The 26132-nt window shown below is 61.4% G+C and carries 26 protein-coding genes and 1 pseudogene; 9 read left to right on the top strand and 18 right to left on the bottom strand.

Going from position 1 to position 26132, the window contains the following annotated elements; genetic code table 11:
• Positions 1-161: 161 nt before the first annotated feature.
• The gene (locus AC1Q80_RS04540; RefSeq protein WP_173419239.1) at positions 162-830 is read right to left on the bottom strand and encodes a GntR family transcriptional regulator; all 669 of its coding nucleotides are present in this window, start codon (positions 828-830) and stop codon (positions 162-164) included.
• Between the two features lie 179 nt (positions 831-1009).
• On the opposite strand from AC1Q80_RS04540, the gene AC1Q80_RS04535 reads away from it, so the two are divergent.
• Positions 1010-1705, top strand: a complete 696-nt coding sequence (locus tag AC1Q80_RS04535; RefSeq protein WP_173419238.1) for an HAD family hydrolase — start codon at positions 1010-1012, stop codon at positions 1703-1705.
• A 231-nt stretch (positions 1706-1936) separates the two neighbouring features.
• The gene (locus tag AC1Q80_RS04530) at positions 1937-3043 is read left to right on the top strand and encodes an ABC transporter substrate-binding protein (RefSeq protein ID WP_173419237.1); all 1107 of its coding nucleotides are present in this window, start codon (positions 1937-1939) and stop codon (positions 3041-3043) included.
• A 74-nt stretch (positions 3044-3117) separates the two neighbouring features.
• Here AC1Q80_RS04530 and AC1Q80_RS04525 read toward each other — a convergent pair whose 3' ends face one another.
• Positions 3118-3666 (bottom strand): hypothetical protein, encoded by a 549-nt coding sequence (locus tag AC1Q80_RS04525; protein ID WP_492359728.1) that lies wholly within the window; start codon positions 3664-3666, stop codon positions 3118-3120.
• A gap of 280 nt (positions 3667-3946) precedes the next feature.
• On the opposite strand from AC1Q80_RS04525, the gene thrC reads away from it, so the two are divergent.
• From thrC to AC1Q80_RS04505, 4 genes and pseudogenes are all read left to right on the top strand, one after another.
• Positions 3947-5347, top strand: coding sequence for a threonine synthase (gene thrC, locus AC1Q80_RS04520; protein ID WP_492359727.1), 1401 nt, complete (start codon positions 3947-3949; stop codon positions 5345-5347).
• A gap of 16 nt (positions 5348-5363) precedes the next feature.
• Positions 5364-6664, top strand: a pseudogene (locus AC1Q80_RS04515) (M16 family metallopeptidase).
• 190 nt (positions 6665-6854) lie between these two features.
• The gene (locus AC1Q80_RS04510; protein WP_209788464.1) at positions 6855-7466 is read left to right on the top strand and encodes a GNAT family N-acetyltransferase; all 612 of its coding nucleotides are present in this window, start codon (positions 6855-6857) and stop codon (positions 7464-7466) included.
• Positions 7466-10375 carry an EAL domain-containing protein gene (locus AC1Q80_RS04505; RefSeq protein WP_173419233.1) on the top strand — a complete coding sequence of 970 codons (2910 nt, stop codon included), beginning with the start codon at positions 7466-7468 and terminating at the stop codon, positions 10373-10375. Before AC1Q80_RS04510 ends, AC1Q80_RS04505 begins: the two co-directional genes overlap by 1 nt.
• 219 nt (positions 10376-10594) lie before the next feature.
• Here AC1Q80_RS04505 and AC1Q80_RS04500 read toward each other — a convergent pair whose 3' ends face one another.
• On the bottom strand, positions 10595-11188 hold the full coding sequence (locus tag AC1Q80_RS04500; protein ID WP_412728311.1) for a YqgE/AlgH family protein: 594 nt from the start codon (positions 11186-11188) through the stop codon (positions 10595-10597).
• 181 nt (positions 11189-11369) lie between these two features.
• Here AC1Q80_RS04500 and AC1Q80_RS04495 point away from each other — a divergent pair, with 181 nt between their 5' ends.
• Positions 11370-12218, top strand: coding sequence for a protein-disulfide reductase DsbD domain-containing protein (locus AC1Q80_RS04495; protein ID WP_492359726.1), 849 nt, complete (start codon positions 11370-11372; stop codon positions 12216-12218).
• Positions 12219-12360: 142 nt separating this feature from the next.
• Positions 12361-12846, top strand: coding sequence for a peroxiredoxin (locus AC1Q80_RS04490; protein WP_112808529.1), 486 nt, complete (start codon positions 12361-12363; stop codon positions 12844-12846).
• A 45-nt stretch (positions 12847-12891) separates the two neighbouring features.
• Here AC1Q80_RS04490 and rnhA read toward each other — a convergent pair whose 3' ends face one another.
• The 13 genes from rnhA to coxB form a co-directional block, all read right to left on the bottom strand.
• Positions 12892-13359: a ribonuclease HI gene (gene rnhA / locus AC1Q80_RS04485; RefSeq protein WP_492359725.1), complete on the bottom strand. Its 468-nt coding sequence runs from the start codon at positions 13357-13359 to the stop codon at positions 12892-12894.
• Positions 13356-14336: a homoserine kinase gene (locus AC1Q80_RS04480; RefSeq protein WP_173419230.1), complete on the bottom strand. Its 981-nt coding sequence runs from the start codon at positions 14334-14336 to the stop codon at positions 13356-13358. Before AC1Q80_RS04480 ends, rnhA begins: the two co-directional genes overlap by 4 nt.
• Before the next feature lie 40 nt (positions 14337-14376).
• A complete protein-coding gene (ispH, locus tag AC1Q80_RS04475; protein ID WP_173419229.1) occupies positions 14377-15384 on the bottom strand; it encodes a 4-hydroxy-3-methylbut-2-enyl diphosphate reductase in 1008 nt (335 codons plus the stop codon).
• A gap of 3 nt (positions 15385-15387) precedes the next feature.
• Positions 15388-15753, bottom strand: coding sequence for a DUF1304 domain-containing protein (locus AC1Q80_RS04470; RefSeq protein WP_492359724.1), 366 nt, complete (start codon positions 15751-15753; stop codon positions 15388-15390).
• Between the two features lie 54 nt (positions 15754-15807).
• The gene (locus tag AC1Q80_RS04465; RefSeq protein ID WP_492359723.1) at positions 15808-16539 is read right to left on the bottom strand and encodes an SURF1 family protein; all 732 of its coding nucleotides are present in this window, start codon (positions 16537-16539) and stop codon (positions 15808-15810) included.
• A gap of 4 nt (positions 16540-16543) precedes the next feature.
• Positions 16544-16927: a DUF983 domain-containing protein gene (locus AC1Q80_RS04460; RefSeq protein ID WP_492359722.1), complete on the bottom strand. Its 384-nt coding sequence runs from the start codon at positions 16925-16927 to the stop codon at positions 16544-16546.
• Positions 16924-17418 (bottom strand): L,D-transpeptidase family protein, encoded by a 495-nt coding sequence (locus AC1Q80_RS04455; protein WP_492359721.1) that lies wholly within the window; start codon positions 17416-17418, stop codon positions 16924-16926. Before AC1Q80_RS04455 ends, AC1Q80_RS04460 begins: the two co-directional genes overlap by 4 nt.
• A 98-nt stretch (positions 17419-17516) precedes the next feature.
• The gene (locus AC1Q80_RS04450) at positions 17517-18395 is read right to left on the bottom strand and encodes a cytochrome c oxidase subunit 3 (protein WP_209787219.1); all 879 of its coding nucleotides are present in this window, start codon (positions 18393-18395) and stop codon (positions 17517-17519) included.
• Positions 18396-18459: 64 nt separating this feature from the next.
• Positions 18460-19059 carry a cytochrome c oxidase assembly protein gene (locus AC1Q80_RS04445; protein ID WP_077498060.1) on the bottom strand — a complete coding sequence of 200 codons (600 nt, stop codon included), beginning with the start codon at positions 19057-19059 and terminating at the stop codon, positions 18460-18462.
• A gap of 11 nt (positions 19060-19070) precedes the next feature.
• Positions 19071-19211: a cytochrome c oxidase system small membrane protein gene (locus AC1Q80_RS04440; protein ID WP_053250651.1), complete on the bottom strand. Its 141-nt coding sequence runs from the start codon at positions 19209-19211 to the stop codon at positions 19071-19073.
• Positions 19211-20167: a heme o synthase gene (locus AC1Q80_RS04435; RefSeq protein WP_492359720.1), complete on the bottom strand. Its 957-nt coding sequence runs from the start codon at positions 20165-20167 to the stop codon at positions 19211-19213. The genes AC1Q80_RS04440 and AC1Q80_RS04435 overlap by 1 nt, the downstream gene beginning before the upstream one ends.
• Positions 20168-20265: 98 nt before the next feature.
• Positions 20266-21954, bottom strand: coding sequence for a cytochrome c oxidase subunit I (gene ctaD / locus AC1Q80_RS04430; protein WP_173419222.1), 1689 nt, complete (start codon positions 21952-21954; stop codon positions 20266-20268).
• A 21-nt stretch (positions 21955-21975) separates the two neighbouring features.
• Positions 21976-22860: a cytochrome c oxidase subunit II gene (gene coxB, locus AC1Q80_RS04425; RefSeq protein ID WP_173419221.1), complete on the bottom strand. Its 885-nt coding sequence runs from the start codon at positions 22858-22860 to the stop codon at positions 21976-21978.
• 355 nt (positions 22861-23215) lie between these two features.
• On the opposite strand from coxB, the gene AC1Q80_RS04420 reads away from it, so the two are divergent.
• Positions 23216-23746, top strand: a complete 531-nt coding sequence (locus AC1Q80_RS04420) for an invasion associated locus B family protein (RefSeq protein ID WP_173420964.1) — start codon at positions 23216-23218, stop codon at positions 23744-23746.
• A 138-nt stretch (positions 23747-23884) separates the two neighbouring features.
• Here AC1Q80_RS04420 and ribB read toward each other — a convergent pair whose 3' ends face one another.
• Together ribB and aroC are read right to left on the bottom strand one after the other, a co-directional pair.
• Complete coding sequence (ribB, locus tag AC1Q80_RS04415) at positions 23885-24985, bottom strand: 3,4-dihydroxy-2-butanone-4-phosphate synthase (RefSeq protein ID WP_173419220.1); 1101 nt, start codon at positions 24983-24985, stop codon at positions 23885-23887.
• A 15-nt stretch (positions 24986-25000) separates the two neighbouring features.
• A complete protein-coding gene (gene aroC, locus AC1Q80_RS04410; RefSeq protein ID WP_492359719.1) occupies positions 25001-26098 on the bottom strand; it encodes a chorismate synthase in 1098 nt (365 codons plus the stop codon).
• Positions 26099-26132 lie beyond the last annotated feature (34 nt).

The following is a 26132-nucleotide window of genomic DNA, read 5'->3' as shown; positions in this document are numbered from 1 at the left end:
CTAGCGTCAGAAGGCGGGGCGGTCAATCCGCAGGCCGCGCGAAAACGGCGCACGAACTCGCACCAGCAAGCTCGCAACAGACTGCAGAATAGAGAAAAACAAAATTATAGATAATTTTCCAAAGGAGACCGCAGCCGGAACGTAACGGCTGCGCTGGAAGCCTATCCGACGATGGAAAACGCCTCTCGCGTCTCGCCCGTAGCGGTCTTGACCGGCGTTTTGCCGATCCAGCCGACATGGCGCTCGAGGATTTTCGCCGCCTCGTCGCCTCGACCTTCGCGCAAGGCGGCAAGGATCGCGCGATGATCGTGATCGGTGCGCGCTTCCCAGCTGCTCCGCCATGCCGAAAACAGAAAGCGGGCGCTCGCCGCATGCAGATCGTCGATCGAGGCCAGCAGCCGCGGCATGCCGCAGGGCGTAAGGAGCAACCGATGGAAAGCGCGATTGGCAGCCTCCCAGGAGCGGACGTCGCGCGACGTATCGGCCGCGACCGTGGCCGCCTCCGCCCGATCGAGGATGGCGGCCGTCAGATGCGGGATCGCATGGCGCAGCGCCAGCACTTCGAGAACCGCCCGCATTTCGGCGACCTCGCGGACCTCCTTCAGATCGAACGCTGCCACTCGAAAACCGCGACGCGGTTCGCTGACAGCAAGCCCTTGCGCCTCCAGCAGCCTGAACGCTTCGCGTACCGGCACGTGGCTTGCGCCGAATTCCTCAGCGATGTGGTCCTGGCGCAAACGCTCGCCCGGCGTCAGCGCACCCGAGATGATCCTCTCGGCCAGTGCCCGGCTGATGCGGCTTGCGATCGTATCGTCCCGTTGCTTGTCCATCGGCTACATCTAGAGGGGCCGGCAGGGCCTGTCGAGCAAGCGACAGCGGCCTTTCGACGATTTCCAAAGGTTGAGATTTCGGCCGCCATCGTATAAGCATTCCGCGTACAAAAGCACGCGCCGCGAAAGAGACCCTCCCCCTGCCTGCGGCGCCTCCTTCTCCCAGGGAACTGACTTAAATGAACGGTATCGATCTCATCATCTTCGATTGCGACGGCGTTCTCGTCGATTCGGAAATCATCGCCTCGGAAGTCGAAGCGGCCCTCTTGACCGAAGCCGGTTATCCGATCAGCGTCGAGGAAATGGCAGAGCGCTTCGCCGGCATGACCTGGCAGAACACGCTGCTGCAGATCGAAAAGGAAGCGAGCGTCCCGCTTTCGGCCCAGCTCATCAGCAAGGTTGACGCCATCCTCGACGAGCGTCTTGCGCGCGACCTCAACATCATCGACGGCGTCAAGCCGATGCTGGCGCAGCTCAAGCTGCCGCACTGCATCTGCTCCAACTCGACCTCGGCGCGGCTTGCCATGATGCTCGGCAAGGTCGGCATCAAGGACCACTTCGGCCGCCACATCTACTCCGCCCGCGATCTGGGAGCGGACCGGGTCAAGCCGAAGCCGGATATCTTCCTGCACGGCGCCAAGCAGATGGGCGTCGCCCCTTCCCGGGTCCTGGTCATCGAGGATTCGGTGCACGGCATTCATGGTGCGCGCGCGGCCGGCATGCGGGTCGTCGGCTTTACCGGCGGCTCGCACACCCACCCATCGCATGCCGACCAGCTGACTGAAGCAGGCGCCGAAACGGTGATTTCGCGCATGTCGGCACTGCCGGGCGTGATCGCCGCTCTTTCCGAATGGTCGGAATCGATGACGGCCTGAACCGGCACACGCGGGCGCAAGCCGCCTGCAGATCCCTTTCGCCCCGGACTATTTCACCGGGGCGGGAAAAAGCTCTCGGCCATCACGGCGGGCGTCGGATTGGGCGCCGAGGGACACGATGTCACATTGATGTGTGATCACTGTCCCTCCGAAGATCTCCCCGGTTTTCGCACCGCGCACGAGGGCCATATCAGCCAAGCCCCACAAGGGGTATTTCTAGGAGGAAACACCATGCGTCTTTCACTGTTGACGGGCCTGACCCTGGCAGCCAGCGTTGCCTTCGGGCCGCTCGCCTTTGCCGATATCACCGTTGGCGTCATCACGCCGCTGACCGGCCCGGTCGCGGCCTATGGCGAGCAGGTCAAGAACGGCGCGGAAGCGGCCGCAGAAGAGATCAACAAGGCCGGTGGCATCAACGGCGAAAAGATCGTCCTGAAGATGATGGACGACGCTGGCGACCCCAAGCAGGCCGTGTCGGTGGCAAACCAGGCAGCGGGTGAAGGCATCCGCTTCGTTGTCGGCCCGGTGCTTTCGGGCACGTCGATGGCAGCTTCCGACGTTCTCGCCGAAAACGGCATCCTGATGGTGACGCCGACGGCCACCACACCTGACCTGACCACCCGCGGTCTCTGGAACGTGCTGCGCACCTGCGGTCGCGACGACCAGCAGGCCGAGGTCGCAGCCGCTTATGTGGTCAAGAACCTCAAGGACAAGAAGGTCGCCGTGCTGCACGACAAGGCGCCCTATGGCAAGGGGCTGGCCGACGGCTTCAAGAAGGGCATCAACGCCGGTGGCATCACCGAAGTCGTCTATGAAGGCCTCAACCCTGGTGACAAGGACTTCAGCGCCATCGTCACCCGCCTGAAGGCCGAAAAGGTCGATGTCGTCTATTTCGGCGGCTACCATCCGGAAGGCGGCTTGCTCGCACGCCAGATGCGCGACCAGGGCGTGACCGCACAGATCTTCGGCGGCGACGGCCTGTCGAACACCGAGTTCTGGGCAATCGGCGGCGAAGCTGCTGCAGGCACGATCTACACCAATGCCAGCGACGCCACCCGCAACCCGGCGTCGGCTCCGGCCGTCGAGGCGCTGAAGGTCAAGAACATTCCGGCCGAAGCGTTTACCCTCAACGCCTATGCCGCCGTGCAGGTGCTGAAGGCCGGCATCGAGAAGGCTGGTTCCGCCGAGGATGCGACTGCGGTTGCGACCGCGATCAAGTCCGGCGAGGCGATCGACACGGTGCTGGGCAAGCTCACCTACGGCGAAGCCGGTGACCTGACCTCGCAGGCCTTCTCCCTCTACAAGTGGGAAGGCGGCAAGAGCGTCGCGGCCGAGTGATCGCTTAGCATCAAGACATGAAAACGCCGGGGCATGCCCCGGCGTTTTTCGTTTCAGGCAGTGGATACAGCCGCTTACTTCTTGCGCTTGGCCGGCGGACCTTCATCGAAGCCGACGTAGACCTTGGCATTGGAACCGGAACCAGCCGGCAGTGCGACGTCCGTCTTGGTGAAGACGAACTGGGTCGAACCGCTTGCGGGGACCTCGACCACGTGCTGGACCAACTCGGAATAGAGCGTCTTTTCTTCATCCGTTGCCGCTACGCGGATCGGCATGGTGACCTTGCCGGGGCCGCCGGCCGGACCGCTGACGACACGGCCTTGAACCACAACGGTGACCGTCATGGCAGTCTCACTCAGCACGCATTGCCGCGTCGTATCGGCAAGCGACACCTGATAGATGACCTTGGTTGGGTCGTCCTTACCGCCCTTTGCATAGGTCCGGAACGACGAGGTGCCGTCTCTCAGGATTACCTGCGGGCATGCGGCCTGGACAACGGCCGGTGTCGGGGCGGCGGCGCTGCCGCCCGCATCGATTGCTCCACCGGATTGCGTCTTGTTACAGCCGGCGAGGATCGCGAGAAATGATATTGCGAGGACAGGCCGGGATACTTTGCCAAACACGTTGAACAACCTCTACTGAACCGGTTGAAACTCCTTGACCGAAATCTCGGCCGGAAGGCCTTTCATGGCCTTCGGGCATCGTCTATAGCAGCGGCGAATTGAAAAATCGATTGGGTCAAACGCCTCGATCGGAATTTTCCGAAACGACGCTTGAGACCGGAAATTGCACGGGTGACAAGAATGCGTGGGGACTTTGTCAAGGACTGACGCAATAAGACAGACGCACCGCGGCCGGTTCGCATAGGGTCGCCGCGATCCGAAGGCAAGACGAAGGACTAGGATGGTGAAGTATATCTCGACGCGCGGCGAGGCCGCCCCCCTCGGCTTTTGCGATGCACTGCTTGCGGGCCTTGCGCGCGATGGCGGTCTCTACCTTCCCAAGGAATGGCCGACCCTATCCAAGAAAGAGATCCGGGCGCTGCGCGGCAAATCCTATCAGGACATCGCTTTCGCCGTCCTCGAGCCTTTCATCCACGGTGAAATCCCCTCGGCCAAATTTCGCGAGATGATCGACGAGGCCTATGCCACGTTCCGTCATCCGGCGATCGCCCCCCTCGTCCAGACCGGTCCCAATGCCTTCGTCATGGAACTGTTTCACGGCTCGACGCTCGCCTTCAAGGACGTGGCGATGCAACTGCTCGCCCGCCTGATGGACTATGTGCTTGCCGAGCGCGGCGAACGGGCAACCATCGTCGGCGCAACCTCGGGCGATACCGGTGGTGCGGCCATCGACGCCTTTGCCGGGCGCGAGCGCACCGATATCTTCATCCTCTTCCCGCATGGCAAGGTTTCGCCGGTCCAGCAGCGGCAGATGACGACCTCGAAGGCAGGCAACGTCCACGCCATCGCCGTCAAAGGCAATTTCGACGACTGCCAGGACCTCGTCAAAGGCATGTTCAACGATGTCGCCTTCCGCGACCGCGTCAAGCTTTCAGGCGTCAACTCGATCAACTGGGCGCGGATCATGGCCCAGATCGTCTATTATTTCACCACCGCCATTGCGCTCGGAGGGCCGGACCGCAAAATCTCCTTCACCGTGCCGACCGGCAACTTCGGCGATATCTTCGCCGGCTACGTCGCCAAGCGCATGGGCCTGCCGATCGACAAGCTTGTCGTCGCCACCAACGAAAACGACATCCTCGCCCGCACGCTGAAGACCGGCCGCTACGAAATGCGTGGTGTCAGGGCGACCACGTCGCCGTCGATGGACATCCAGATCTCGTCGAACTTCGAGCGGTTGCTGTTCGAAGCCAACGATCGCGACCCGGCTGAAGTCCGCTCCGCCATGGACAGCCTCAAGCAGTCCGGCTCCTTTGCCATCCGCGAAAAGGCGCTGAAGGCGATCCGCAAAGAGTTCCGCGCCGGCCGCGCCTCCGAGAAAGAGGTCGCCAAGACCATCGCCAAGACCTTGGAAGAGACCGGCTACCTGCTCGATCCGCACAGCGCCATCGGCGTCTTCGTGGCGGCCAAGCACGAGAAGGCTTCGGCCCCGATGGTGACGCTCGCGACCGCCCATCCCGCCAAATTCCCCGACGCCGTAAAATCGGCAAGTGGTATTGACCCGGCGCTTCCGACGTGGCTTGCTGACCTGATGAACAGGGAGGAGCGTTTCGATATCCTGGAAGCGGATCTGAAGAGCGTCGAGACCTTTATCGGCGAGCACACCCGCCTCCAGGGGTAAGAACGAGAAGAAACGTATGATGAAAGTTGAGTGCACCCGGCTCCCTTCCGGGTTGACGGTGGTAACCGAGCATATGCCGCATCTCGAAAGCGTGGCGCTCGGCGTGTGGATCAAATCGGGTTCACGCAACGAAACCGTGGGCGAACATGGCATCGCCATCTGCTTGAGCACATGGCTTTCAAAGGCACCGGCCGGCGCACCGCGCGCCAGATCGCCGAGGAAATCGAGAATGTCGGCGGCGAAGTCAACGCCGCGACCTCGACCGAAACGACCTCCTATTATGCGCGTGTTCTCAAGGACCATGTGCCGCTGGCGGTCGATATTCTTGCCGACATCCTCACCGAATCGAGCTTCGACGAGGAAGAGCTGCGCCGCGAAAAGCAGGTGATCCTACAGGAGATCGGTGCTGCCGACGACACGCCCGATGACGTCGTCTTCGACCGTTTCGCCGAAACCGCCTATCGCAACCAGACGGTCGGACGCCCGATCCTCGGCACGCCCGACACGGTGATGTCGTTCTCGGCAAACCAGATCCGCCAGTATCTCGGCCGCAACTACACCACCGACCGGATGTTCGTCGTTGCCGCCGGGGCCGTCGAGCACGAGGCTTTCGTGCGCCAGGTCGAGGAACGCTTTTCGACCCTGCCGCGCACACCGCTGGCAACGCCGGTTCTCGAGACGGCGATCTATACCGGCGGCGAGAGCCGCGAAACCCGCGACCTGATGGACGCGCAGATCCTGCTCGGCTTCGAAGGCAAGGCCTATCACGCCCGTGACTTCTACTGTTCGCAGATTCTCGCCAACATTCTGGGTGGCGGCATGTCTTCGCGCCTGTTCCAGGAAGTGCGCGAGCACCGCGGCCTCTGCTATTCGGTCTATGCCTTCCACTGGGGCTTCTCCGATACCGGCATCTTCGGTGTGCATGCGGCGACCGGCGGAGAAAACCTGCCGGAACTGATGCCTGTCATCGTCGACGAGCTGCGCAAGTCGTCGATGAACATCGAGCAGCAGGAAATCGAGCGCGCCCGCGCCCAGATCCGCGCCCAGCTGCTGATGGGCCAGGAAAGTCCGGCCGCACGCGCAGGCCAGATCGCCCGACAGATGATGCTCTACGGCCGTCCGATCCCGAACGACGAGCTGATGGAACGCCTCTCCGGCATCACCATCGAACGCCTGACCGACTTGGCAGGTCGATTGTTCTTCGACACCACCCCGACGCTGTCGGCGATCGGGCCGCTCGAACAGCTGGCGCCGATCAACGATATCCTGTCGTCACTGACAGGAAAGCCCACGGTCGCACACGCCGTCGCAAGCTGAACCGGCCACCGGGTTTCGACCGGGCGAACGATAGCGCCCGGTCGGCGAAGTGTTTGCGACTTTTCGTAAAATCGGATTCGATTTGTGCGCAAAGTTGTGCAACGCTTGGATTTGCGACAGCGCGAGGGGCACTGTGCGCCGGGCGGTCAGGAAACTCCGCGCGTTCAACTGGAAGGCCTCGGAGGCACATATGACACGATCGGTTTTTCGGTTCCTGTCGCGGCAGCCCGAGACGGTCGAGATCGCCAATCAGGATTACCTGCTCCGCCTCCCCCGTTACGCCGACTATCGCCAATGGTACCAGCTGAGAAGCGAGAGCCGCAGCTTTCTCGAGCCGTGGGAACCGAGCTGGCGCGCCGATGAGATGACGGAAAGCGCCTTTCGCAGCCGCGTCATCCGCAACGAGCAGGAATTCGCCTCCGGCCAGGCCGTGCCGCTCTTTCTTTTCCACAAGCCTGCCGAAACCCTGCTCGGCGGGCTCACCATCGGCCACATCCGCCGCGGCGCCGGGCAAAACTGCATGATCGGCTACTGGATGGGCGAGCGCCACGCCGGCCACGGTCACATGTTTGCCGCCCTCAAGCTTGCAATTCCCTACATCTTTTCGAGCCTTGAGTTGCACCGTATTGAAGCAGCCTGTATTCCGGAGAACTCAAGAAGCATCCGGCTCCTTGAAAAGGCCGGTTTTGAGCGTGAAGGCTACTTAAGACAGTACTTGAGGATAAACGGGCAATGGCGTGACCATGTGCTTTTCTCCCTCCTGTCCGATGATGCCGTACCGAACAGGAAATTGCCCCTTTGATGCCTCTAACCCGCTCGCCCTTCGCATGGTCAGCCTCGAAGCTGGCAGCGTTTCTGATCGCTCTCACGACACTTTTCGGCGCCTTTGGCGGCGTTGCCCATGCACTTGAGCCCGTCAAGATTTCGCGCGAAGACACCGCACTCGACCTGACCGCGACGACCGAGATCTATAGCGGTCGCAGCGAAGCCTTCCAGGTTTCGACGGCGCCGGGTGCCGACGGCATTGTCCGTCGCATCGAGGTGCGCTCCAGCACCGAGAACCACCAGGGCGACTGGGCCGTGTTCGCGCTCGCCAATGTTTCCGGCGAACAGCTCGACCGGGTGATCGTCGCGCCGCATTTCCGGCTGGTGAACTCCAAGCTCTTCTGGCCCGACCTCGGCTCGCAGCGCATCCTGTCGATCACGCCAAGCGAGGGTTTCGCACTCGAACGGTTGCCGAGCGACGATTCGGACGTGTTCCAGATCACCCTCAACCCGGGCGCCGTCATCACCTTCGTCGCGGAACTGGCGACGCCGGAACTGCCGCAGATCTATCTCTGGCAGCCGGACGCCTACAAGGACACGGTCAACGCGTTTACGCTTTATCGCGGCATCGTGCTTGGCATCGCCGGCCTCTTGGCGGTGTTCCTGACGATCCTGTTTGTGGTTAAGGGAACGTCAATGCTGCCGGCGACGGCAGCACTTGCCTGGGCAGTGCTTGCCTATATCTGCGTCGACTTCGGGTTCCTCTCCAAGCTCATCAGCGTGACGGCCGGCGACGAGCGAATATGGCGCGCGGGCACCGAAGTCTTCCTGGCGGCGGGCCTCGTGATCTTCCTGTTTACCTATCTCAACCTCAATCGATGGCACCAGCATCTGGGCTACGCGACGCTCGCGTGGATCCTCGGCCTCGGCCTGCTCTTCGGCGTTGCCGTCTATGATCCGGCCATTGCATCGGGCATCGCCCGCCTCTCCTTTGCATTGACGGCAACCGTCGGCATCGTGCTGATCGCCTATCTCGGCTTCAACCGCTACGACCGCGCCATCCTGCTGGTACCCGCCTGGCTGCTCATTCTTGTCTGGCTGTTCGGCGCCTGGCTGACTGTCACCGGCCAGCTGGCGAACGACATCGTTCAGCCGGCGCTTGGCGGCGGCCTGGTTCTCATCGTGCTCCTGATCGGCTTTACCGTCATGCAGCACGCCTTTGCCGGCGGCGCCTATCAACAGGGCCTGTTTTCCGATCTCGAGCGCCAGTCGCTGGCGCTTACAGGGTCCGGCGACACGGTCTGGGACTGGGACGTGGCACGCGACCGGGTGGTCACCATTCCCGACATCTCGCTGCAGCTCGGCCTCTCAATGGGTTCGATGCACGGGCCGCTTCGCAACTGGCTGCCGCGGCTGCACCCTGACGATCGCGATCGCTTCCGCGCCACCCTCGATGTCCTGCTCGAGCATCGCCGCGGCAAGCTCAACCACGAATTCCGCGTGCGTGCGGAGGACGGCCATTATCACTGGCTGTCGATCCGCGCCCGCCCGGTGCTGGGCGCCAATGGCGAGATCATCCGCTGCGTCGGCACGATCATCGACATCACCGAGCAGCGCAATTCGGTCGAACGCCTGCTGCACAACGCATTGCATGACAATCTGACCGGCCTTCCCAATCGGCAGGTCTTCCTCGACCGCCTGCAGTCGATCCTCCTGATGGCCGACAGCACGACGACGGCACGTCCGACCGTGCTTGCCATCGACATCGACCGCTACAAGCAGGTCAACGACCTGCTCGGCATTGCCGCCGGCGACAACATCCTGATCGCACTGACGCGCCGGTTGCGCCGGTTGCTGCGTCCGCAGGATACGCTCGCGCGCCTCGGCGGCGACCAGTTCGGGCTGATCCTGATGTCGGAACGGGATCCGGCGAAGGTTGCCGATTTCGCCGACGCAGTCAGCAAGGCGATCATGGTGCCGCTCAACTACGGCAACCGGGAAATCAATCTCACCGCCTCGATCGGCCTCGTCTCGTGGCTCGACCAGGAACAGAGCGCTGCCGGCCTGATCGACGATGCGGAGCTGGCGATGTTCCGCGCCAAGAAGGAAGGCGGCAACCGCGTCGAGCCCTTCCGCCCGGCCTTCAGGACTTCCGGCTCGGATCGCATGCAGCTTGAAGCTGATCTCAAGCGCGCGATCGAACGCAAGGAACTGTCGCTGGTCTATCAGCCGATCGTGCGGCTCAGCGACGCCGAGATCGCCGGCTTTGAGGCGCTGATGCGCTGGGACCACCCCAAGCGCGGCAACGTCTCTCCGACCGAGTTCATCCCGATCGCCGAGAATTCCGACCTGATCAACCAGCTCGGAATGTTCGCCTTCGACAAAGCAACCAGCGACCTCACGGAATGGCAGATCCAGACCGGCGACCTGCCGATCTTCGTGTCGATCAACCTTTCCAGCGCGCAGCTGCTCAACAACGAGCTCTATGACGACATTCGAGCCGTTCTCAACAAGAACCGTTGCGACCCGACCAAGGTGAAGATGGAACTGACGGAATCTCTCGTGATGGAGAACCCGGAACAGGCGCGGCTGGTGCTCGAGAAGTTGAAGGAGGCCGGGCTGAAGCTGGCGCTCGACGACTTCGGCACGGGCCACTCGTCGCTGTCCTATCTCACCCGGTTCCCCTTCGACACGATCAAGATAGACAAGGCGCTGGTGCGAGACCCGAGCGACAAACGCGGCATTCTGTTGCGCTCGGTGATCACAATGGCGCGCGAACTTGAAATGCAGGTGGTGGCCGAAGGCATCGAGTCCGAGGAAGACGCGATCCAGCTCGCGCAGATGGGTTGCGACTATGGCCAGAGCTTCCTGTTTGGCCCGCCGATCGGCTCGGAATCCATCCAGCGATTGTTGAAAGAGCGGTTTCCTCTGATGAAGCGGGCTTAAAGCATTTCCAGGAAAAGTGCGGAGCGGTTTTTCGTCAGGAAATGCGTAAAAACAGAGACATAGAGCGTTTCTGTGTTTCCGTCTAAATCGGAAACGCTCTAGGCCCGCAAAGGGCGGACCAACCGCGGGCTGCGGATAGGACGCAGCCCGATGGCCACACGGGCCAATCTGGTCGACGTGCAACACCTACATTGATTGTCGGTATCTCAGCGCCTGGCTTCAGGCGTGGCCGGCTTCGATCGACAGCATCGCCGGGCTGACGCCCATCAAAGCGAGAGCGCGATCGTATTTATCGCCAAGCGCCTTGTCGAAGATCAACTCGTCGCGCGCGGGGCAAGTCAGCCAACCGTTCTGGGTGATTTCCGCTTCGAGCTGGCCCGGCCCCCAGCCCGCATAGCCCAGCATCATCGTGGCGCGATGCGGCCCCTCTCCGCGCGAGATTGCGCGGACGATGTCGAGTGTGGCGGTCAGGCAGATATCGTCGCTGACAGGGATGCTTGAATCACTCAAATAGTCGTCGGAGTGCAGGACGAAACCACGTCCGGTCTCGACCGGCCCACCGGCCTGGATCTGGAAGTCACGCGTCATCGCCGGCAGGCGGATAGCCTCATCCTCGTCAAGGATGTCGAGGTGCATCAGCACATCCGGGAAGGTCAGTTGCTGCGGCCGATTGAGGATGAAGCCCATGGCGCCGTCGTCCGAATGGGCGCAGATGAAAATGACGGTGCGGGCAAAATTCGTGTCAAACATCCCAGGCATGGCGATCAGGAACTGACCGTCAAGGAAACCGCGTTCCCGTTTCTTCTGTGCCATGGTTATTGCCATAATGCAGATAGCCTACCAATTCGCCGCGAAATGAAAAGCGCTTCAACGTCGCGACCGCCAAATAATGCACGTAGCGCGTTTACCGTGCCCTGCCTGATCAAACATTTATGATCTCCGCGCCCAAAGGGGCGTCTGGAGCGCTGCCGGTAAAAGCGATATTGCTTTGGCCATGATCAAACGCCCCACATATGAGAACATGGTCCAGCGCATCGGCAGGGCAAGCCTTCTTGTTGCATTTTTTCTGCCCGTCGGCGCCCAGGCTGCGACAAGCGAATGGATGACATCGACAGGCGGCATGGTCCGTCTCGTCGCCGCTCCGCCGCAACAGGATGGCACGATCCCGGCAACGCTCGAGGTCAAGCTGAACCCCGGCTGGAAGACCTATTGGCGCGAGCCCGGCGCCAGCGGTATTCCTCCGCAGATCACCCTTGATCCAACCGAGGGCGTCGTCCTGGACAAGATCGGCTTTCCCGTTCCCAAGACATTCGACGATGGTGTCGTGCACTATGTCGGCTATGACAAATCCGTTGCCTTTCCGCTGACGCTGAAGCGCGTGCACGGTGACGGGGACGTGAACATCCGCGCCTCGGTGTTTCTTGGGATTTGCGAGGACATCTGCATTCCGGTGCAAGGCAAACTGGAGCTGACACTCAAGCAGGGCGACTTCGACAATCCGCTCGATGCCGCCCGCATCGATGGCGCGGTCGCTGCCCTGCCCGAGGCCCCGTCCGAGGATTTCAAGGTGACAACAGCCGTCTATGACGAGCAGAAGGCAACGGTGGAGCTGACGTTGCAACTGCCACCGGATAGGGGCAGCGATCATCGCGAGCTGTTTCTGGCTGGCCCTTCCGGCGTCGCCTTCGGCAAGCCCGTCGTCACCCAGACGAGTGGCGCCGAGCTTCGCGCCGAGATCCCCGTGCGGCTCTCGGCCAAGGACAAGACACTCAAGGGAAAGCCGGTCATCCTCACGGTTCGCGCCGGTGAGCGCAGCATGGAAACGACCCTTGCCTTTGATTGATGCAGCTCTATAGTCCAGGCGTTTCAGGTGGTTGCGTCTAACGACGACCGCCGGAGATAGCCGGACGCAAGACAACTCGAAGCCGCGACAACGCCTTTCCGCAATGAAGGTCTGGCCGTACGCGCAACGCAAGGAGAATGCCGTGACCATTGCCGTCGGAGACAAGCTGCCCACCGCAACCTTCAAGGAAAAGACCGCCGATGGTCCGGTGGAAGTGACGACCGAACAGCTCTTCAAGGGCAAACGCGTCGTGCTCTTTGCCGTTCCGGGCGCGTTCACGCCCACCTGCTCACTCAACCATCTCCCCGGCTATCTGGAAAACCGCGACGCGATCCTCGCACGCGGTATCGACGATATCGCCGTGGTCGCCGTCAACGATCTTCATGTCATGGGCGCCTGGGCGACGACGTCGGGCGGCATGGGCAAGATCCACTTCCTCTCGGACTGGAATGCTGCCTTCACCAAGGCGCTGGGCATGGACATCGACCTCTCGGCCGGCACGCTCGGCATCCGCTCGAAGCGTTACTCCATGCTGGTCGAAGATGGCGTGGTCACGAAGCTCAACCTCGAAGAAAGCCCGGGCCAGGCGACCGTATCGGGGGCTGCGGCGATCCTGGAACAGCTCTGAGAGCAGATACCAGCAAATGGAAACGGGCCCTGACGGCCCGTTTTTTTATTTTACGAGAAGAGAATCCGAACGACGCCCCTTCTTGAAGGGCTCCATGCCCTTGCGGGCGAGTTCGTCGGCACGTTCGTTTTCAGGATGGCCGGCATGGCCCTTGACCCAGTGCCAGGTCACCTTGTGACGACGGTTGGCGGCGTCCAGCGCCTGCCAGAGTTCGCCGTTCTTCACCGGCTTCTTGTCTGCCGTCTTCCAGCCGTTCTTCTTCCAGCCGTGGATCCACTTGGAGATGCCGTCCATCACATATTTGCTGTCGGTGTGCAGATCGACCTCGCACTCGCTCTTCAGCGCGTCGAGCGCCGAGATAGCTGCCAGAAGCTCCATGCGGTTGTTGGTGGTTTCCGCCTCGCCGCCGCACAGATCCTTTTCCACATCGCCATAGCGCATTACCGCGCCCCAGCCGCCCGGCCCCGGATTGCCTGAGCAGGCACCGTCGGTGAAGATATCCACGTGTTTCATACGGAGGCCTCTTCGATCCGCAGACCATATTCGGCGCTGGAAACGATCGCGCGGTGAAAGCGGATCTTCGTCAGGTATTCGAGCGGATCCTTCTTGACGACCAGTGCGCCGGCCGGCGTCATCAGCCAGTCGTACAGGCGCGTCAGGAAGAAGCGCAGCGCCGAACCGCGGCAAAGCAGCGGCAGGGCTTCAACCTCCTCGGCCGTCAGCTTGCGCACGCTCTCGTAGCCCGAAAGCAGCGCCATGCCCTTGGTGATATTGTAGGAACCGTTCTTCTCGAAGCACCACGAGTTAAGGCAGACAGCAACGTCGTAAGCGAGGTGGTCGTTGCAGGCGAAATAGAAGTCGATCAGGCCGGACAGCTGGTCGCCGAGGAAGAAGACATTGTCGGGAAACAGATCGGCGTGAATGACACCGTCCGGCAAGCTCTTCGGCCAGTGGTTTTCGAGATGCGCGAGTTCGGCGGAAATCTCGTCCTTCAGACCAACCTGTACCTCATCGGCGCGCGCCTCGGAATTGAGCCAGAGCGGCCGCCAGCCACCGACCGAGAGCGCGTTGGGGCGCTTCAGGTCAAAGCCTTGGCCTGCCAGATGCATCTCGGCCAGTGCCTTGCCGACCTCGCGGCAATGCTTGGCCTCGGGCTTGCGCAGCCACATGCCTTCAAGGAACGAGATCACGGCGGCCGGACGACCGGACAATTCGCCCAGAAGCTCGCCATCGGCGCGCGGCAAGGGCAGCGGGCAGGAAAGCCCACGATCGGCCAGGTGATGCATCAGCCCGAGGAAGAACGGCAGATCACCGGCATTCACGCGCTTTTCGTAGAGCGTCAGGATGTAGGCGCCCTTCGTCGTGTGCAGCAGGAAGTTGGAGTTTTCGACGCCCTCTGCAATGCCCTTGTAGGACGTCAGCTGACCGACGTCATAGGCCTCCAGAAAGGCGCTCAGGTCGTCTTCCGTGATATCGGTGTACACTGCCACGGCTATTCACTTTCAAAGATGGGCGGGCAAGATAGGTGGATTATTCGCCGTTGACGAAGGCCATATCCGCCGCGGTCAGCGGCACATGGCGGATCTCGCGGTTGACGAGGAAGTTCTCGTTTTCCTCGACCGTGTCGGCAAGCTCGACGACGGCATCGTAGCGCTCGCGGAACGCCTCGATGATCTCGTTGACGATCACCTCAGGTGCCGATGCTCCGGCGGAAAGACCGACGGTCGAGATGTCGCCGATCGTCTCCCAATCGATTTCGGCCGCCCGCTGAACGAGGACCGACTTCTTCGCGCCGGCCTTCAGCGCCACTTCGACCAGGCGCTTGGAGTTCGACGAATTCGGCGCGCCGACCACCAGAAACAGGTCGCAGCCGGGTGCCGCCTGCTTGACCGCCTCCTGGCGGTTGGTGGTGGCGTAGCAGATCGAATCCGCAGCGGGCGCTGTCAGGTTGGGGAAGCGTTCGTGCAATCGCTTGATCACGCCGGCGGTATCATCAACGGAGAGCGTGGTCTGGGTGACGAAACCGAGATTGTCGGGGTCGGGCGGCATGTAGACGTCGGCATCCTCGATGGTCTCGACCAGGGAGACGGCGCCTTCCGGCAGCTGGCCCATCGTGCCGATGACTTCGGGATGGCCGGCATGCCCGATCAGTACCACGTGGCGGCCGAGCCGATTATGACGCATGGCCTGCTTGTGGACTTTCGAGACCAGCGGACATGTGGCGTCGAGATAGAAGAGATTGCGTGTGTCGGCATCCGCGGGCACCGATTTCGGCACGCCATGGGCGGAAAACACCACCGGCTGCTTGCGATGTTCCGGCGGGATTTCGTCAAGTTCCTCGACGAAGATCGCGCCCTTGGCCTCAAGCCCCTCGACAACATAACGGTTGTGCACGATCTCGTGGCGAACATAGACCGGCGCGCCGAATTCCTTCAACGCCAGGACGACGATCTGGATCGCCCGGTCGACACCGGCGCAGAAACCGCGCGGCCCGCAGAGGCGAATGGTGATCGGAGATTTTGCCGCGGATGATGCCATGGATCAGGATGCCAGTAGAACGAAAACAAGGGCTGCAATGGCCGGACCGCCCTGGATCAGCAGGATGCGCGGCTTGACCGACCAAGCGCCATATATAGCGGCAACGATCACGCACACAAGGAAGAACACCTTCAACTCGAAGGCAAATGCCGCATCCGGCTGTATGAGAGACCACAAAAGTCCAGCTGCGAGGAAGCCGTTGTAAAGCCCCTGGTTCGCGGCGAGCACCCGGGTCGCCTCCGCCTGCTCCGCGGTCATGCGGAAGACGGAACGCCCCTGCGGCTTTGTCCAGAGAAACATTTCCAGCACAAGAAAGCCGAGATGCAACAGCGCTGTCAGCGCGATCAGGATCGTTGAAATCAAAGCCATTCCCTATATCCCCCAACTGCGTCGGTCAGGGATAACATGGCGTCGAAGGACCGCCTATGGCTTGCGCCTGAAGACGAAGACACCGCTGACAACCACCAGCGCTGCGGCAAGGCCATACCAGGTCAGAGCATATTGCAGATGGCTGTTGGGCAGATCGAACTGCGTGACGCCGCCGATCGGCAGACCGCCCGGATTGGGCGACGCATCGGCGTCCACGAAGAACGGCAGGACCTTGTCCGCGGGAAGCCCGACCGACGACGCCATCGCGTCGAGGTCCTTCCAGTAGAAGATGTTCTTGGCGAGATCATTGTCCGGAACGATCGATGACGGCTTTTCGCTGAGCTTCGGCCGGGCGAGGCCGTTGATGGCAACGGAGGCCGGGAGCTCCCCGGCGAGCCGGGTCGACGACTCCTTCTGCTCGAACGGGACGAACCCGCGATTGACGAACAGAAAACGACCGTCATCGAGCCTCAATGGCGTGAAGATGTAATAGCCAGTGCGGCCGTTATAGGTCGCGAAGAAATGCCGCTCGCGGCTGTGGTCGAATCCGCCGGGAACCGAAACCGTGCGGTAATCGATATCCCCGCCTTCAGCCAAAATCTTTTCGATACCGGCAATTGTCACCGGCGGCGCCGACCGGCGCTCGGCGATCGCGGCGAGCAGGCCCTCTTTCCAATGCAGCCGCTGCATCTGCCAGGTGCCGAGCGAGATGAGGATCGCGAAGGTTGTCGCAAGCAGGACGAATGCGCCGATGCGCCCGACAAGGCTGCCTTTCTTTTTGGTCAAGACTTCAGCCACGATCGATCTCGCCAGGCCGCGCGTTGTTGCGATATTGCAGGTTGATGAGGATACCCTTCAGCAAGCGCGTCAGGCCGAGGCTGAAGGCGATTGCCAGCGGTATCCAGAGCAGGAAATGCAGCCACAGCGGAGGATTGAGATTGACCTCCGTCCAGAGCGCGGCGCCGACGACGATGAAGCCGACAATCAGAATGACGAAGACAACAGGACCATCACCGGAATCGGCAAAACGATAATCAAGATCACAGCTCGTGCAGGCCGGCTTGACCGTCAGAAAGCCGTCGAACAGCTTTCCGTGGCCGCAGCGGGGACACAGGCCCTTGATGCCTGCCATGACCGGCTCGACCGGCGGATAGAGGGCTTTGTCGTCACTCACGGATTGATCTCGATCGGGGTGCTGTTGGGAACCATGTCCCAGATTTCGTCCATTTCGGCATTGGTAACCGCAATGCAGCCATCCGTCCAATCGAACATCTGCGTCATAAACGCCAGCCAGCCGAAATAATTGCGCTGGCCGTGGATCATGATCATGCCGCCGGGATCGACGCCTTTGGCTGCCGCTGCAGCGATGTCTTCGGGTCGGGGATAGGAGACGTGTATCGACAGGTGATAGCCGCTCTTGTCATTGCGCCAGTCCAGCACATAAAGGCCCTCCGGCGTTCGCCGATCGCCTTCGCGCTCCTTATGACCGATGGGATTGCCACCAAGGGCGATCGAATACTCACGCAGCATCTCATCCCCACGGTAGAGCTGCAGGATGCGTTTTTCCTTGTGCACCACGACGCGATCGGCAACGTCGCCGGCCAGCGCAGAAAAACACCCCGCCAGGAGCCATGCCATTGCCACGGCAACCATGCGCATTTTCATATCCACCGCCCTCCCGCTACAACCACAAGACACATAAAAAATAAGGCGGCTGCATGGCTGCAGCCGCCCTATTGAAAAGAGCGTGCGCTCTGTTCTTCTTACATGTGCGCGATCGGCGCGCCCCAGCCACCCCAGATATAGATGGAGAAGAAGAGGAAGAGCCAGACGACGTCAACGAAGTGCCAGTACCAGGCGGCCGCTTCGAAGCCGAAGTGCTGCTTCGGCGTAAAGTCGCCACGCAGCGCGCGCAGCAGGCAGACGAGCAGGAAGATCGTGCCGACGAGAACGTGGAAGCCGTGGAAACCGGTCGCCATGAAGAAGGTCGCGCCGTAGATCGAGTCCTTGAAGGCGAACGGAGCGTGAGCGTATTCGTAAGCCTGAACGTAGGAGAACAGCACGCCGAGGACGACGGTCAGCGACAGGCCGTAGACCAGGCCCTTGCGGTCATTGTGGAGCAGTGCGTGGTGCGCCCAGGTGACCGTCGTGCCGGAAAGCAGCAGGATGACGGTGTTGTAGAGCGGCAGGTGCCAGGGGTCGAGAACCTCGATACCCTTCGGCGGCCAGACACCACCGGTAAAGGCGGTGCGGGTTGCCTGGATGGCTTCGCCCGGGAACAGGCTCGCGTCGAAATAGGCCCAGAACCAGGCAACGAAGAACATCACTTCCGAAGCGATGAACATGATCATGCCGTAGCGCAGGTGCAGCGAGACGACGCGGGTGTGGTGACCCTCGTGGGCTTCCTTCACCGTGTCCGACCACCAGCCGTACATGGTATAGAGAACGACGGCGAGGCCGATGAAGAAGACCCACGGATTGGCGAGCTCAGCGCCGAACAGCTTGAAGGAGCCGCCCGAGAGATAGCGCATGTAGCCGACACCGCCGAACGCCATGACGAATGCGCCGATCGAGGCAAGCAACGGCCAGGGGCTCGGGTCGATGATGTGGTAGTCGTGATTCTTCTGATGCGCATCGGCCATGTCAGTAATCCCCGATAGGTCTTTCTCTTGTCGCCCTTCCGGCTTAGCCGAAACGGGCCTCCAGTCAAAGTTTGTTCTCAGTTTCGCCCGTCTTCACCTGTGCGACCGGCTTTGACGGCTCGCGCGGGTAGAAGGTGTAGGAAAGCGTCAGTGTCTTGATGTCCTTGGTCTCGACCGCGTTGACCATGTCCGGATCGACGAAGAATACCACCGGCATCTCCATCTCCTCTCCCGGCTGCAGGGTCGTCTCGGTAAAGCAGAAGCATTGGACCTTGTTGAAGTAGGCACCGGCCTGCATCGGCGTGACGTTGAACGTCGCCTGGCCCGTCGTCGGCTTCGACGAAAGGTTCTTGGCGCGGTACATGACCTGCACGGTCTCGCCGATACGGACGTCGATGTCGCGCTGCACCGGCTTGAATTCCCAGGGCAGGCCGCCCGAGGTGTTGGCGTCGAAGGTAACCTTGACCTTTTCGTCGAGGATGACGTCCGATGCCTGCTCGACGCGCTGTGTCGTGCCGTTATAGCCGGTGACGCGGCAGAACATGTCGTAGAGCGGCACGGCCGCATAGGCCATGCCGGTCATGCCGACGACGAAGGCGACGCAGGTGCCGACGATGACGCCGTTGGAGCGCTGCTTCTGCTCTGGGTTCTGAGAGGTCGTCATGCTGCGGCTCCTCAGTTGACCATGCCGTTGCCGAACTTGATCAGCGTGACGACGTAGAAGAGGACGACCAGACCAGCCAGGACGACACCGAGCGCGATGTTGCGGCCGCGGCGGGACTTCTTCTGGGCTTCGTTGAGCTTGACGGTTTCCATCAGGCAACACTCCCGGCATTCAGCCAGATATTGACGATCAGGTGATCCGCCATCAGGGCGGAGAAGATCACGAACAGATACATGATCGAGAAGGCGAAAAGCTTCTTGGCGGGCAGCATGCGCTCATCCGTTTCGGGCATGCGCAGCACGCCGATCGAATACCAGACGAAGCCAAGACCAAGTGCCGCTGCAACCGCGCCGTAACCGATGCTCGCAAAACCGAGCAAGGTGGGACAGATGCCGATCAGCGCCGTCAGAACCGCATAGATGACGATCTGTTTCTTGGTGGTCGCCTGGCCGCAGACGTTGGGCAGCATCGGCACGCCGACGGCGCCATAGTCACCCATCTTGAACAGTGCGAGCGCCCAGAAATGCGCAGGCGTCCACAGGAAGGTGATGAGGAAAAGCACGATGCTCTCCACCGACACGCCGCCGGTCACACAGGCCCAGCCGATCATCGGCGGGAAGGCACCGGCAGCACCGCCGATGACGATGTTCTGCGGCGTCGAGCGCTTGAGCCACATCGTATAGATGACGGCGTAGAAGAAGATGGTGAAGGCGAGCAACCCGGCTGCGAGCCAATTGACGGCGAGCCCAAGGATGATCACGGAAAAGGCTGACAGTGTCAGGCCGAAGGCGAGCGCTTCCTCGGGCAGGATCTTGCCTGCCGGGATCGGGCGCTTGGCCGTGCGGGTCATGACCGCGTCGATGTCGGCGTCATACCACATGTTGAGCGCGCCGGAGGCGCCAGCACCAACGGCGATGCACAGGATGGCGATGAAACCGATGAAGGGATTGATGTGTCCGGGTGCAAGCACAAGGCCCGCAAGCGCGGTGAACACGACGAGCGACATGACTCGGGGCTTCAGAAGCTCGAAATAATCGCGCGCAGTGGCCTCGGACAGGCGCGGCGCGCCATCCATGCCCATTGCTTCGTGATTGTCGATGACCGTCATGTCTCGTCCTTGATCGTCTTTTGCCCATAGGGGCCGTCTTTTGCCGGTTCTCCGGCGGGGTGAAGCCGCCGGAACCGGCGGCTTCTGTTTATTTCCCATCACTTGATGCGCGGGAGCTGTTCCCACTGGTGGAACGGCGGCGGCGAAGACAGCTGCCATTCGAGCGTGTTCGCACCCTCGCCCCACGGATTGTCGCCAGCGACGCGCTTCTTGGCGAAGGCTTCGGCGACACAGAAGAGGAAGATCAGTACGCCGACGGCTGCGATGTACGAGCCGTAGGACGACACCATGTTCCAGCCGGCATAGGCATCCGGATAGTCGATGTAGCGGCGCGGCATGCCAGCGAGACCCAGGAAGTGCTGCGGGAAGAAGATCAGGTTCACACCGATGAACATGACCCAGAAGTGCAGCTTGCCGAGGAACTCGGAGTACATGTAGCCGGTCATCTTCGGGAACCAGTAGTACCAGGCAGCGAAGATCGCGAACACGGCGCCGAGCGACAGAACGTAGTGGAAGTGAGCAACCACGTAGTAGGTGTCGTGCAGCGAACGGTCGAGGCCGGCGTTGGCGAGCTGAACGCCCGTGACGCCACCGACGGTGAACAGGAAGATGAAGCCGATCGCCCAGACCATCGGGGTCGTGAAGCGGATCGAACCACCCCACATCGTCGCGATCCACGAGAAAATCTTCACGCCGGTCGGAACCGCGATAACCATCGTCGCGAAGACGAAGTAGCGCTGCGTGTCGAGCGACATGCCGACGGTGTACATGTGGTGTGCCCACACGATGAAGCCGACGGCGCCGATCGCGACCATGGCGTAGGCCATGCCGAGGTAGCCGAAGATCGGCTTGCGCGAGAAGGTGGAAACGATGTGGCTGACGATGCCGAAGCCCGGCAGGATCAGGATGTACACTTCCGGGTGACCGAAGAACCAGAACAGGTGCTGGAACAGGATCGGGTCGCCGCCTCCTTCAGGCGCGAAGAAGGCCGTGCCGAAGTTGCGGTCCGTCAGCAGCATGGTGATGCCACCTGCCAGAACCGGCAGCGAGAGCAGCAGCAGGAAGGCGGTGATCAGAACCGACCAGGCAAACAGCGGCATCTTGTGCAGCGTCATGCCCGGAGCGCGCATGTTCAGGATCGTGGTGATGAAGTTGATTGCACCGAGGATCGACGAAGCGCCGGCAATATGCAGGCCGAGGATCACGAGATCCATCGCCGGCCCGGGCATGCCTGACGTCGAGAATGGTGGATAGATCGTCCACCCGCCCCCTGCACCATAGGCGCCAGCCGGACCTTCGACGAACATCGAAAGCAGCACCAGCAGGAAGGCCGGAATGATCAACCAGAACGAGATGTTGTTCATGCGCGGGAACGCCATGTCCGGCGCGCCGATCATGATCGGAACCATCCAGTTGGCGAAGCCGCCGATCAGCGCCGGCATGACCATGAAGAAGATCATGATGAGCGCGTGCGCGGTCGTGAATACGTTGAACATGTGCTTGCCGCCGTCGATGGCAGCGTCGCCCTCGAAGCCGTAAACCATCTGCGCCAGACCGTGGAAGATCTGAATGCCCGGTTCCTGCAGCTCGGCGCGCATGAAGATCGACAGCGTGCCGCCGATGATGCCCGCGAAGATCGCGAAGATCAGGTAGAGCGTGCCGATGTCCTTGTGGTTGGTCGACAGAAACCAGCGCTGAAAAAAGCTCAAAGGCTTGTGCGCGTGATCTGCGTGACCATGATCGGAATGATCATGGCGTTGGTCGTGATGAGCGGCTGTTCCAGCCATGGGTCGAGCTCCCCTTACCGATTACTGTGCGGCGTTGGCAGCGACGTCAACGGCCTTCGCCGCGCCGTCGATGGACGCCATGAGCGCCTTGTTCGCATCGCCGATATTGGTTGCGGCGGCAGCGAGCCAGGCGTCGTATTTTTCCTGCGAAACAACGCGGACGGCGATCGGCATATAGGCGTGGTCCTTGCCGCAGAGCTCGGAACACTGGCCATAGTAGAGGCCTTCACGGTCAGCCTTGAACCAGGTTTCGTTCAGGCGGCCGGGAACGGCATCGATCTTAACGCCGAAGGCGGGCATCGCGAAAGCGTGAATGACGTCGGCAGCCGTAACAAGCAGACGAACGGTCTTGCCGACCGGAACGACGACTTCGTTGTCGACAGCGAGAAGGCGCGGATATTCGACCTTGTCTTCCTTGCCGAGGCTCGCACGATCTTCTTCCTTCATCAGCAGGCTGTCGAAGGAGAGCGGGCTTTCACCGACTTCATATTCATAGGACCAGTACCACTGGTTGCCCGTCGCCTTGACCGTCAGATCCGGATTGGCCGGCGGCGTCAGCTGCGCGGTCAAAAGCTGGAAAGACGGAATGGCCAGGAACAGCAGGATGATGACCGGACCGACGGTCCAGACAACCTCGATAGCGGTGTTGTGGCTGGTCTTGGAGGGCACCGGATTGACGCTCTCACGGAATTTGACCACCACGACAATCAGCAGCAGGAGGACAAAGAGAGTGATCGGAATGATGAACCACAGGGTGTAGTGTTCAAACCACGTGATTTCTTCCATAATGCCCGTCGCCGCCGCCTGAAAGTTCGTCTGCCAATCGACAGGCTTGTCAGCGTAGGCGCTCGAAGCAAAAAGCAGACAGGCAAGCGCTGCCATAACTGCATAGGCCTTGTTTTTCACAATATGTCTCCCCAATGCGCTTGATCAGGATCAAACCGAAACGCAGAATCCCTGCGATACTGCTGCGCTTCAAACCACAGTTTGCCCAACGCCGCAACATCTGTGCAATCAACCCCATGCGGCATTTTTGCACAAATGCGACTTTTCTCACAGGCACCCCTCGGAAGCCTCAACGAATCGACTTATATGCCTCGATCTGCGCCACTGTTGGCGCTCTCACGCCACGTCAGCGCGACAATGGTGTTCCGCAAGCCCAATTTCCGCCATATGGCGCTGGAATGTACCCCGCAGGGCTTTTCATTTCTCCCCGCGCGCTTCAAGAATAGCCCTGATGATTCGACGTTTTGAGGTTTACATGGGCCTGCCCCTCTTCTCCCGACTGTCGGCTCTTGCCGCTCTCGGACTTGCCGTTCTCGCCCTTCCTGTGGCGAGCGCTGCCCAACAACCTGCTGGCGCGCCCGGAACGGTCAAGTCCAACCACGGCGCCTGGTCGATCGTCTGCGATCAGCCGGCAGGTGCATCGACCGACCAGTGCGCCCTGATGCAGAACGTCATCGCCGAAGACCGACCGGAAGTCGGCCTCTCCGTGGTCGTGCTGAAGACCGCCGACCGCAAGGCGAAGATCCTGCGCGTTCTGGCGCCGCTCGGCGTGCTTTTGCCGAACGGCCTCGGTCTCAATGTCGACGGCAAGGATATCGGCCGCGCCTATTTCGTGCGCTGCTTCTCGGACGGCTGCTATGCCGAGGTCGTGCTCGAGGACGAGCTGTTGAAGACCTTCCGCTCTGGCGCGACGGCGACCTTCATCGTCTTCCAGTCGCCGGAAGAAGGCATCGGCATTCCTGTTGATCTCAAGGGTTTCGGCGAAGGCTACGACGCCCTGCCCTGATGGCACTTGCCACTGCGTGTTTCCCAAAGCCGCGCCTCGTGCGCGGCTTTTTCGTTTCAACCATCAAGCGGCAGGCAGCAAAAAGCCCGGATGTTCGTCCGGGCTTCCAAGCTTCGAAGGCGCTCTCTCGGTTCAGCGTCAGATAATGTCAGTCGCGGCGATCTTGATGCCGAAGCCTTCGAGACCGACATAGTGGCGTTCGCGCGAGGCGAGCAGCCGGATCGAGCTGATGCCGAGATCCTTGAGGATCTGCGCGCCAAGGCCGATCTCCAGCCATTCGCTTTCGCGGGCCTGCGCCTCGTCATGGGCTTCGCGATCATGCTTGCCCTTGCGCGCCGTGTGCGACACGCCAACGCCGACCGAGCCTTCACGCAGATAGACGATGACGCCCCTGCCCTCTTCGGCGATACGCTTCATGATCCGGTCGATCTGGCAGTCCTTGCCAAAAACGTCGGCTCCGACATTTTCAAGGTGCAGGCGAACCGGAATGTCAACGCCGTCACGGATGTCGCCGAAGACGACGGCAAGATGCTGCATCGGATCCCAGGGCAAGGAATAGGAATGCCCCTTGGCCTTGCCGTAGGGCGTCTCGATGTCGAAGGAGCCGCCCTGCTCGATCAACGTTTCCTTGCGCTGACGATAGGCGATCAGGTCGGCGACGGAGACCTGCTTCAAACCGTGCTTTTCAGCAAAGGCGCTGACCTGCGGGCCGCGTGTGACGGTGCCGTCATCGTTGACCAGCTCGCAGATGACGCCGATCGGCGGCAGGCTTGCGAGCTTGCAGAGATCGACGGCAGCTTCCGTATGGCCGGAACGCATCAGGACGCCGCCTTCGCGGGCGACCAGGGGGAAGATATGGCCGGGCCGCACGAAATCGGTCGGCCCGACATTGGGGTTGGCGAGGTTGCGCACCGTCAGTGTGCGATCGTCAGCCGAGATGCCGGTGGTGGTTCCGTGCTTGAAATCGACCGAGACGGTAAAGGCCGTGGTGTGCGCCGAATCGTTTTCCGCCACCATGGCATTGAGATTGAGGCGCTTTGCCTCTTCGCGCGGCATCGGCGTACAGACGATGCCCGAAGTATGGCGCACGATGAAGGCCATCTTCTCCGGCGTGCAATGCACGGCGGCGACGATCAGGTCGCCTTCGTTCTCGCGGCCGTCGTCGTCGGTGACGACGACGATCTCGCCCGCTTCGAAGGCACGGATGGCATCAACGACACGCTTCTGGTCATAGGACATCTTGTTCTTCCCGAACTATTTGAGCCGGCCGGTCTGGCCGCGGTCACGCAGGTAGTGATCTGCAATGGTGCAGGCAACCATCGCTTCGCCGATCGGCACGGCGCGGATGCCGACGCAAGGATCATGACGCCCCTTGGTGCGCACATCCACTTCGTTGCCGTCGCTGTCGATCGAACGACGCTCGGTCAGGATAGAAGAGGTCGGCTTGATCGCAAAGCGGGCGATGACCGGCTGGCCGGTCGAAATGCCGCCAAGAATGCCGCCGGCGTTGTTGGAGAGGAAGACGGGCTGACCGTCAGCGCCGATACGCATCTCGTCGGCATTTTCCTCGCCAGTGATTTCGGCTGCACCAAAGCCGTTGCCGATCTCCACGCCCTTGACGGCGTTGATCGACATCAGGTTCGAAGCGATGTCCTGGTCGAGTTTGGCATAAACAGGCGCACCGATGCCGGCCGGCACGCCTTCCGCCACCACTTCGACCACGGCGCCGATGGACGAACCCGATTTGCGGATGCCGTCCAGGTATTCCTCCCAGACGGTCACGATCGCCGGATCCGGCGCGAAGAACGGGTTGTTGTTGACCTCGGCCCAATCCCAGTTGGCCCGGTCGATCTTGTGCTTGCCGATCTGCACGAGCGCTGCGCGCACGACCAGCCCCGGGACAACCTTGCGGGCGATACCACCGGCGGCAACGCGTGCTGCCGTTTCGCGCGCCGACGAACGGCCACCACCGCGGTAGTCGCGAATGCCGTATTTGACGTCATAGGTGTAGTCGGCGTGCCCCGGGCGATAACGCTTGGAGATTTCCGAATAATCCTTCGAGCGCTGGTCGGTGTTTTCGATCAGCATCGAAATCGGCGTGCCGGTCGAGATCATCGTCTCGCCGTCCTCATCCAGCATCACGCCGGAGAGAACCTTGACGAGATCGTCCTCACGGCGCTGCGTGACAAAACGCGACTGGCCGGGCTTGCGCTTGTCGAGCCAGGCTTGCAATTCGGCGAGCGTGAAACGAATGCCGGGTGGGCACCCATCCACCACGCAGCCAAGTGCTGGCCCATGGCTTTCGCCCCAGGTGGTGACGCGGAAAAGATGACCGAAGGTATTGTGCGACATGAGGCAACCGAACTCTGAGAAGCAACGGACGTAC

This window comes from Ensifer sp. GW823-FHT05D09, from assembly GCF_058795755.1.
Note: the sequence above shows the minus strand (reverse complement) of the source record. Positions and strands in the feature narration are given on the sequence as shown.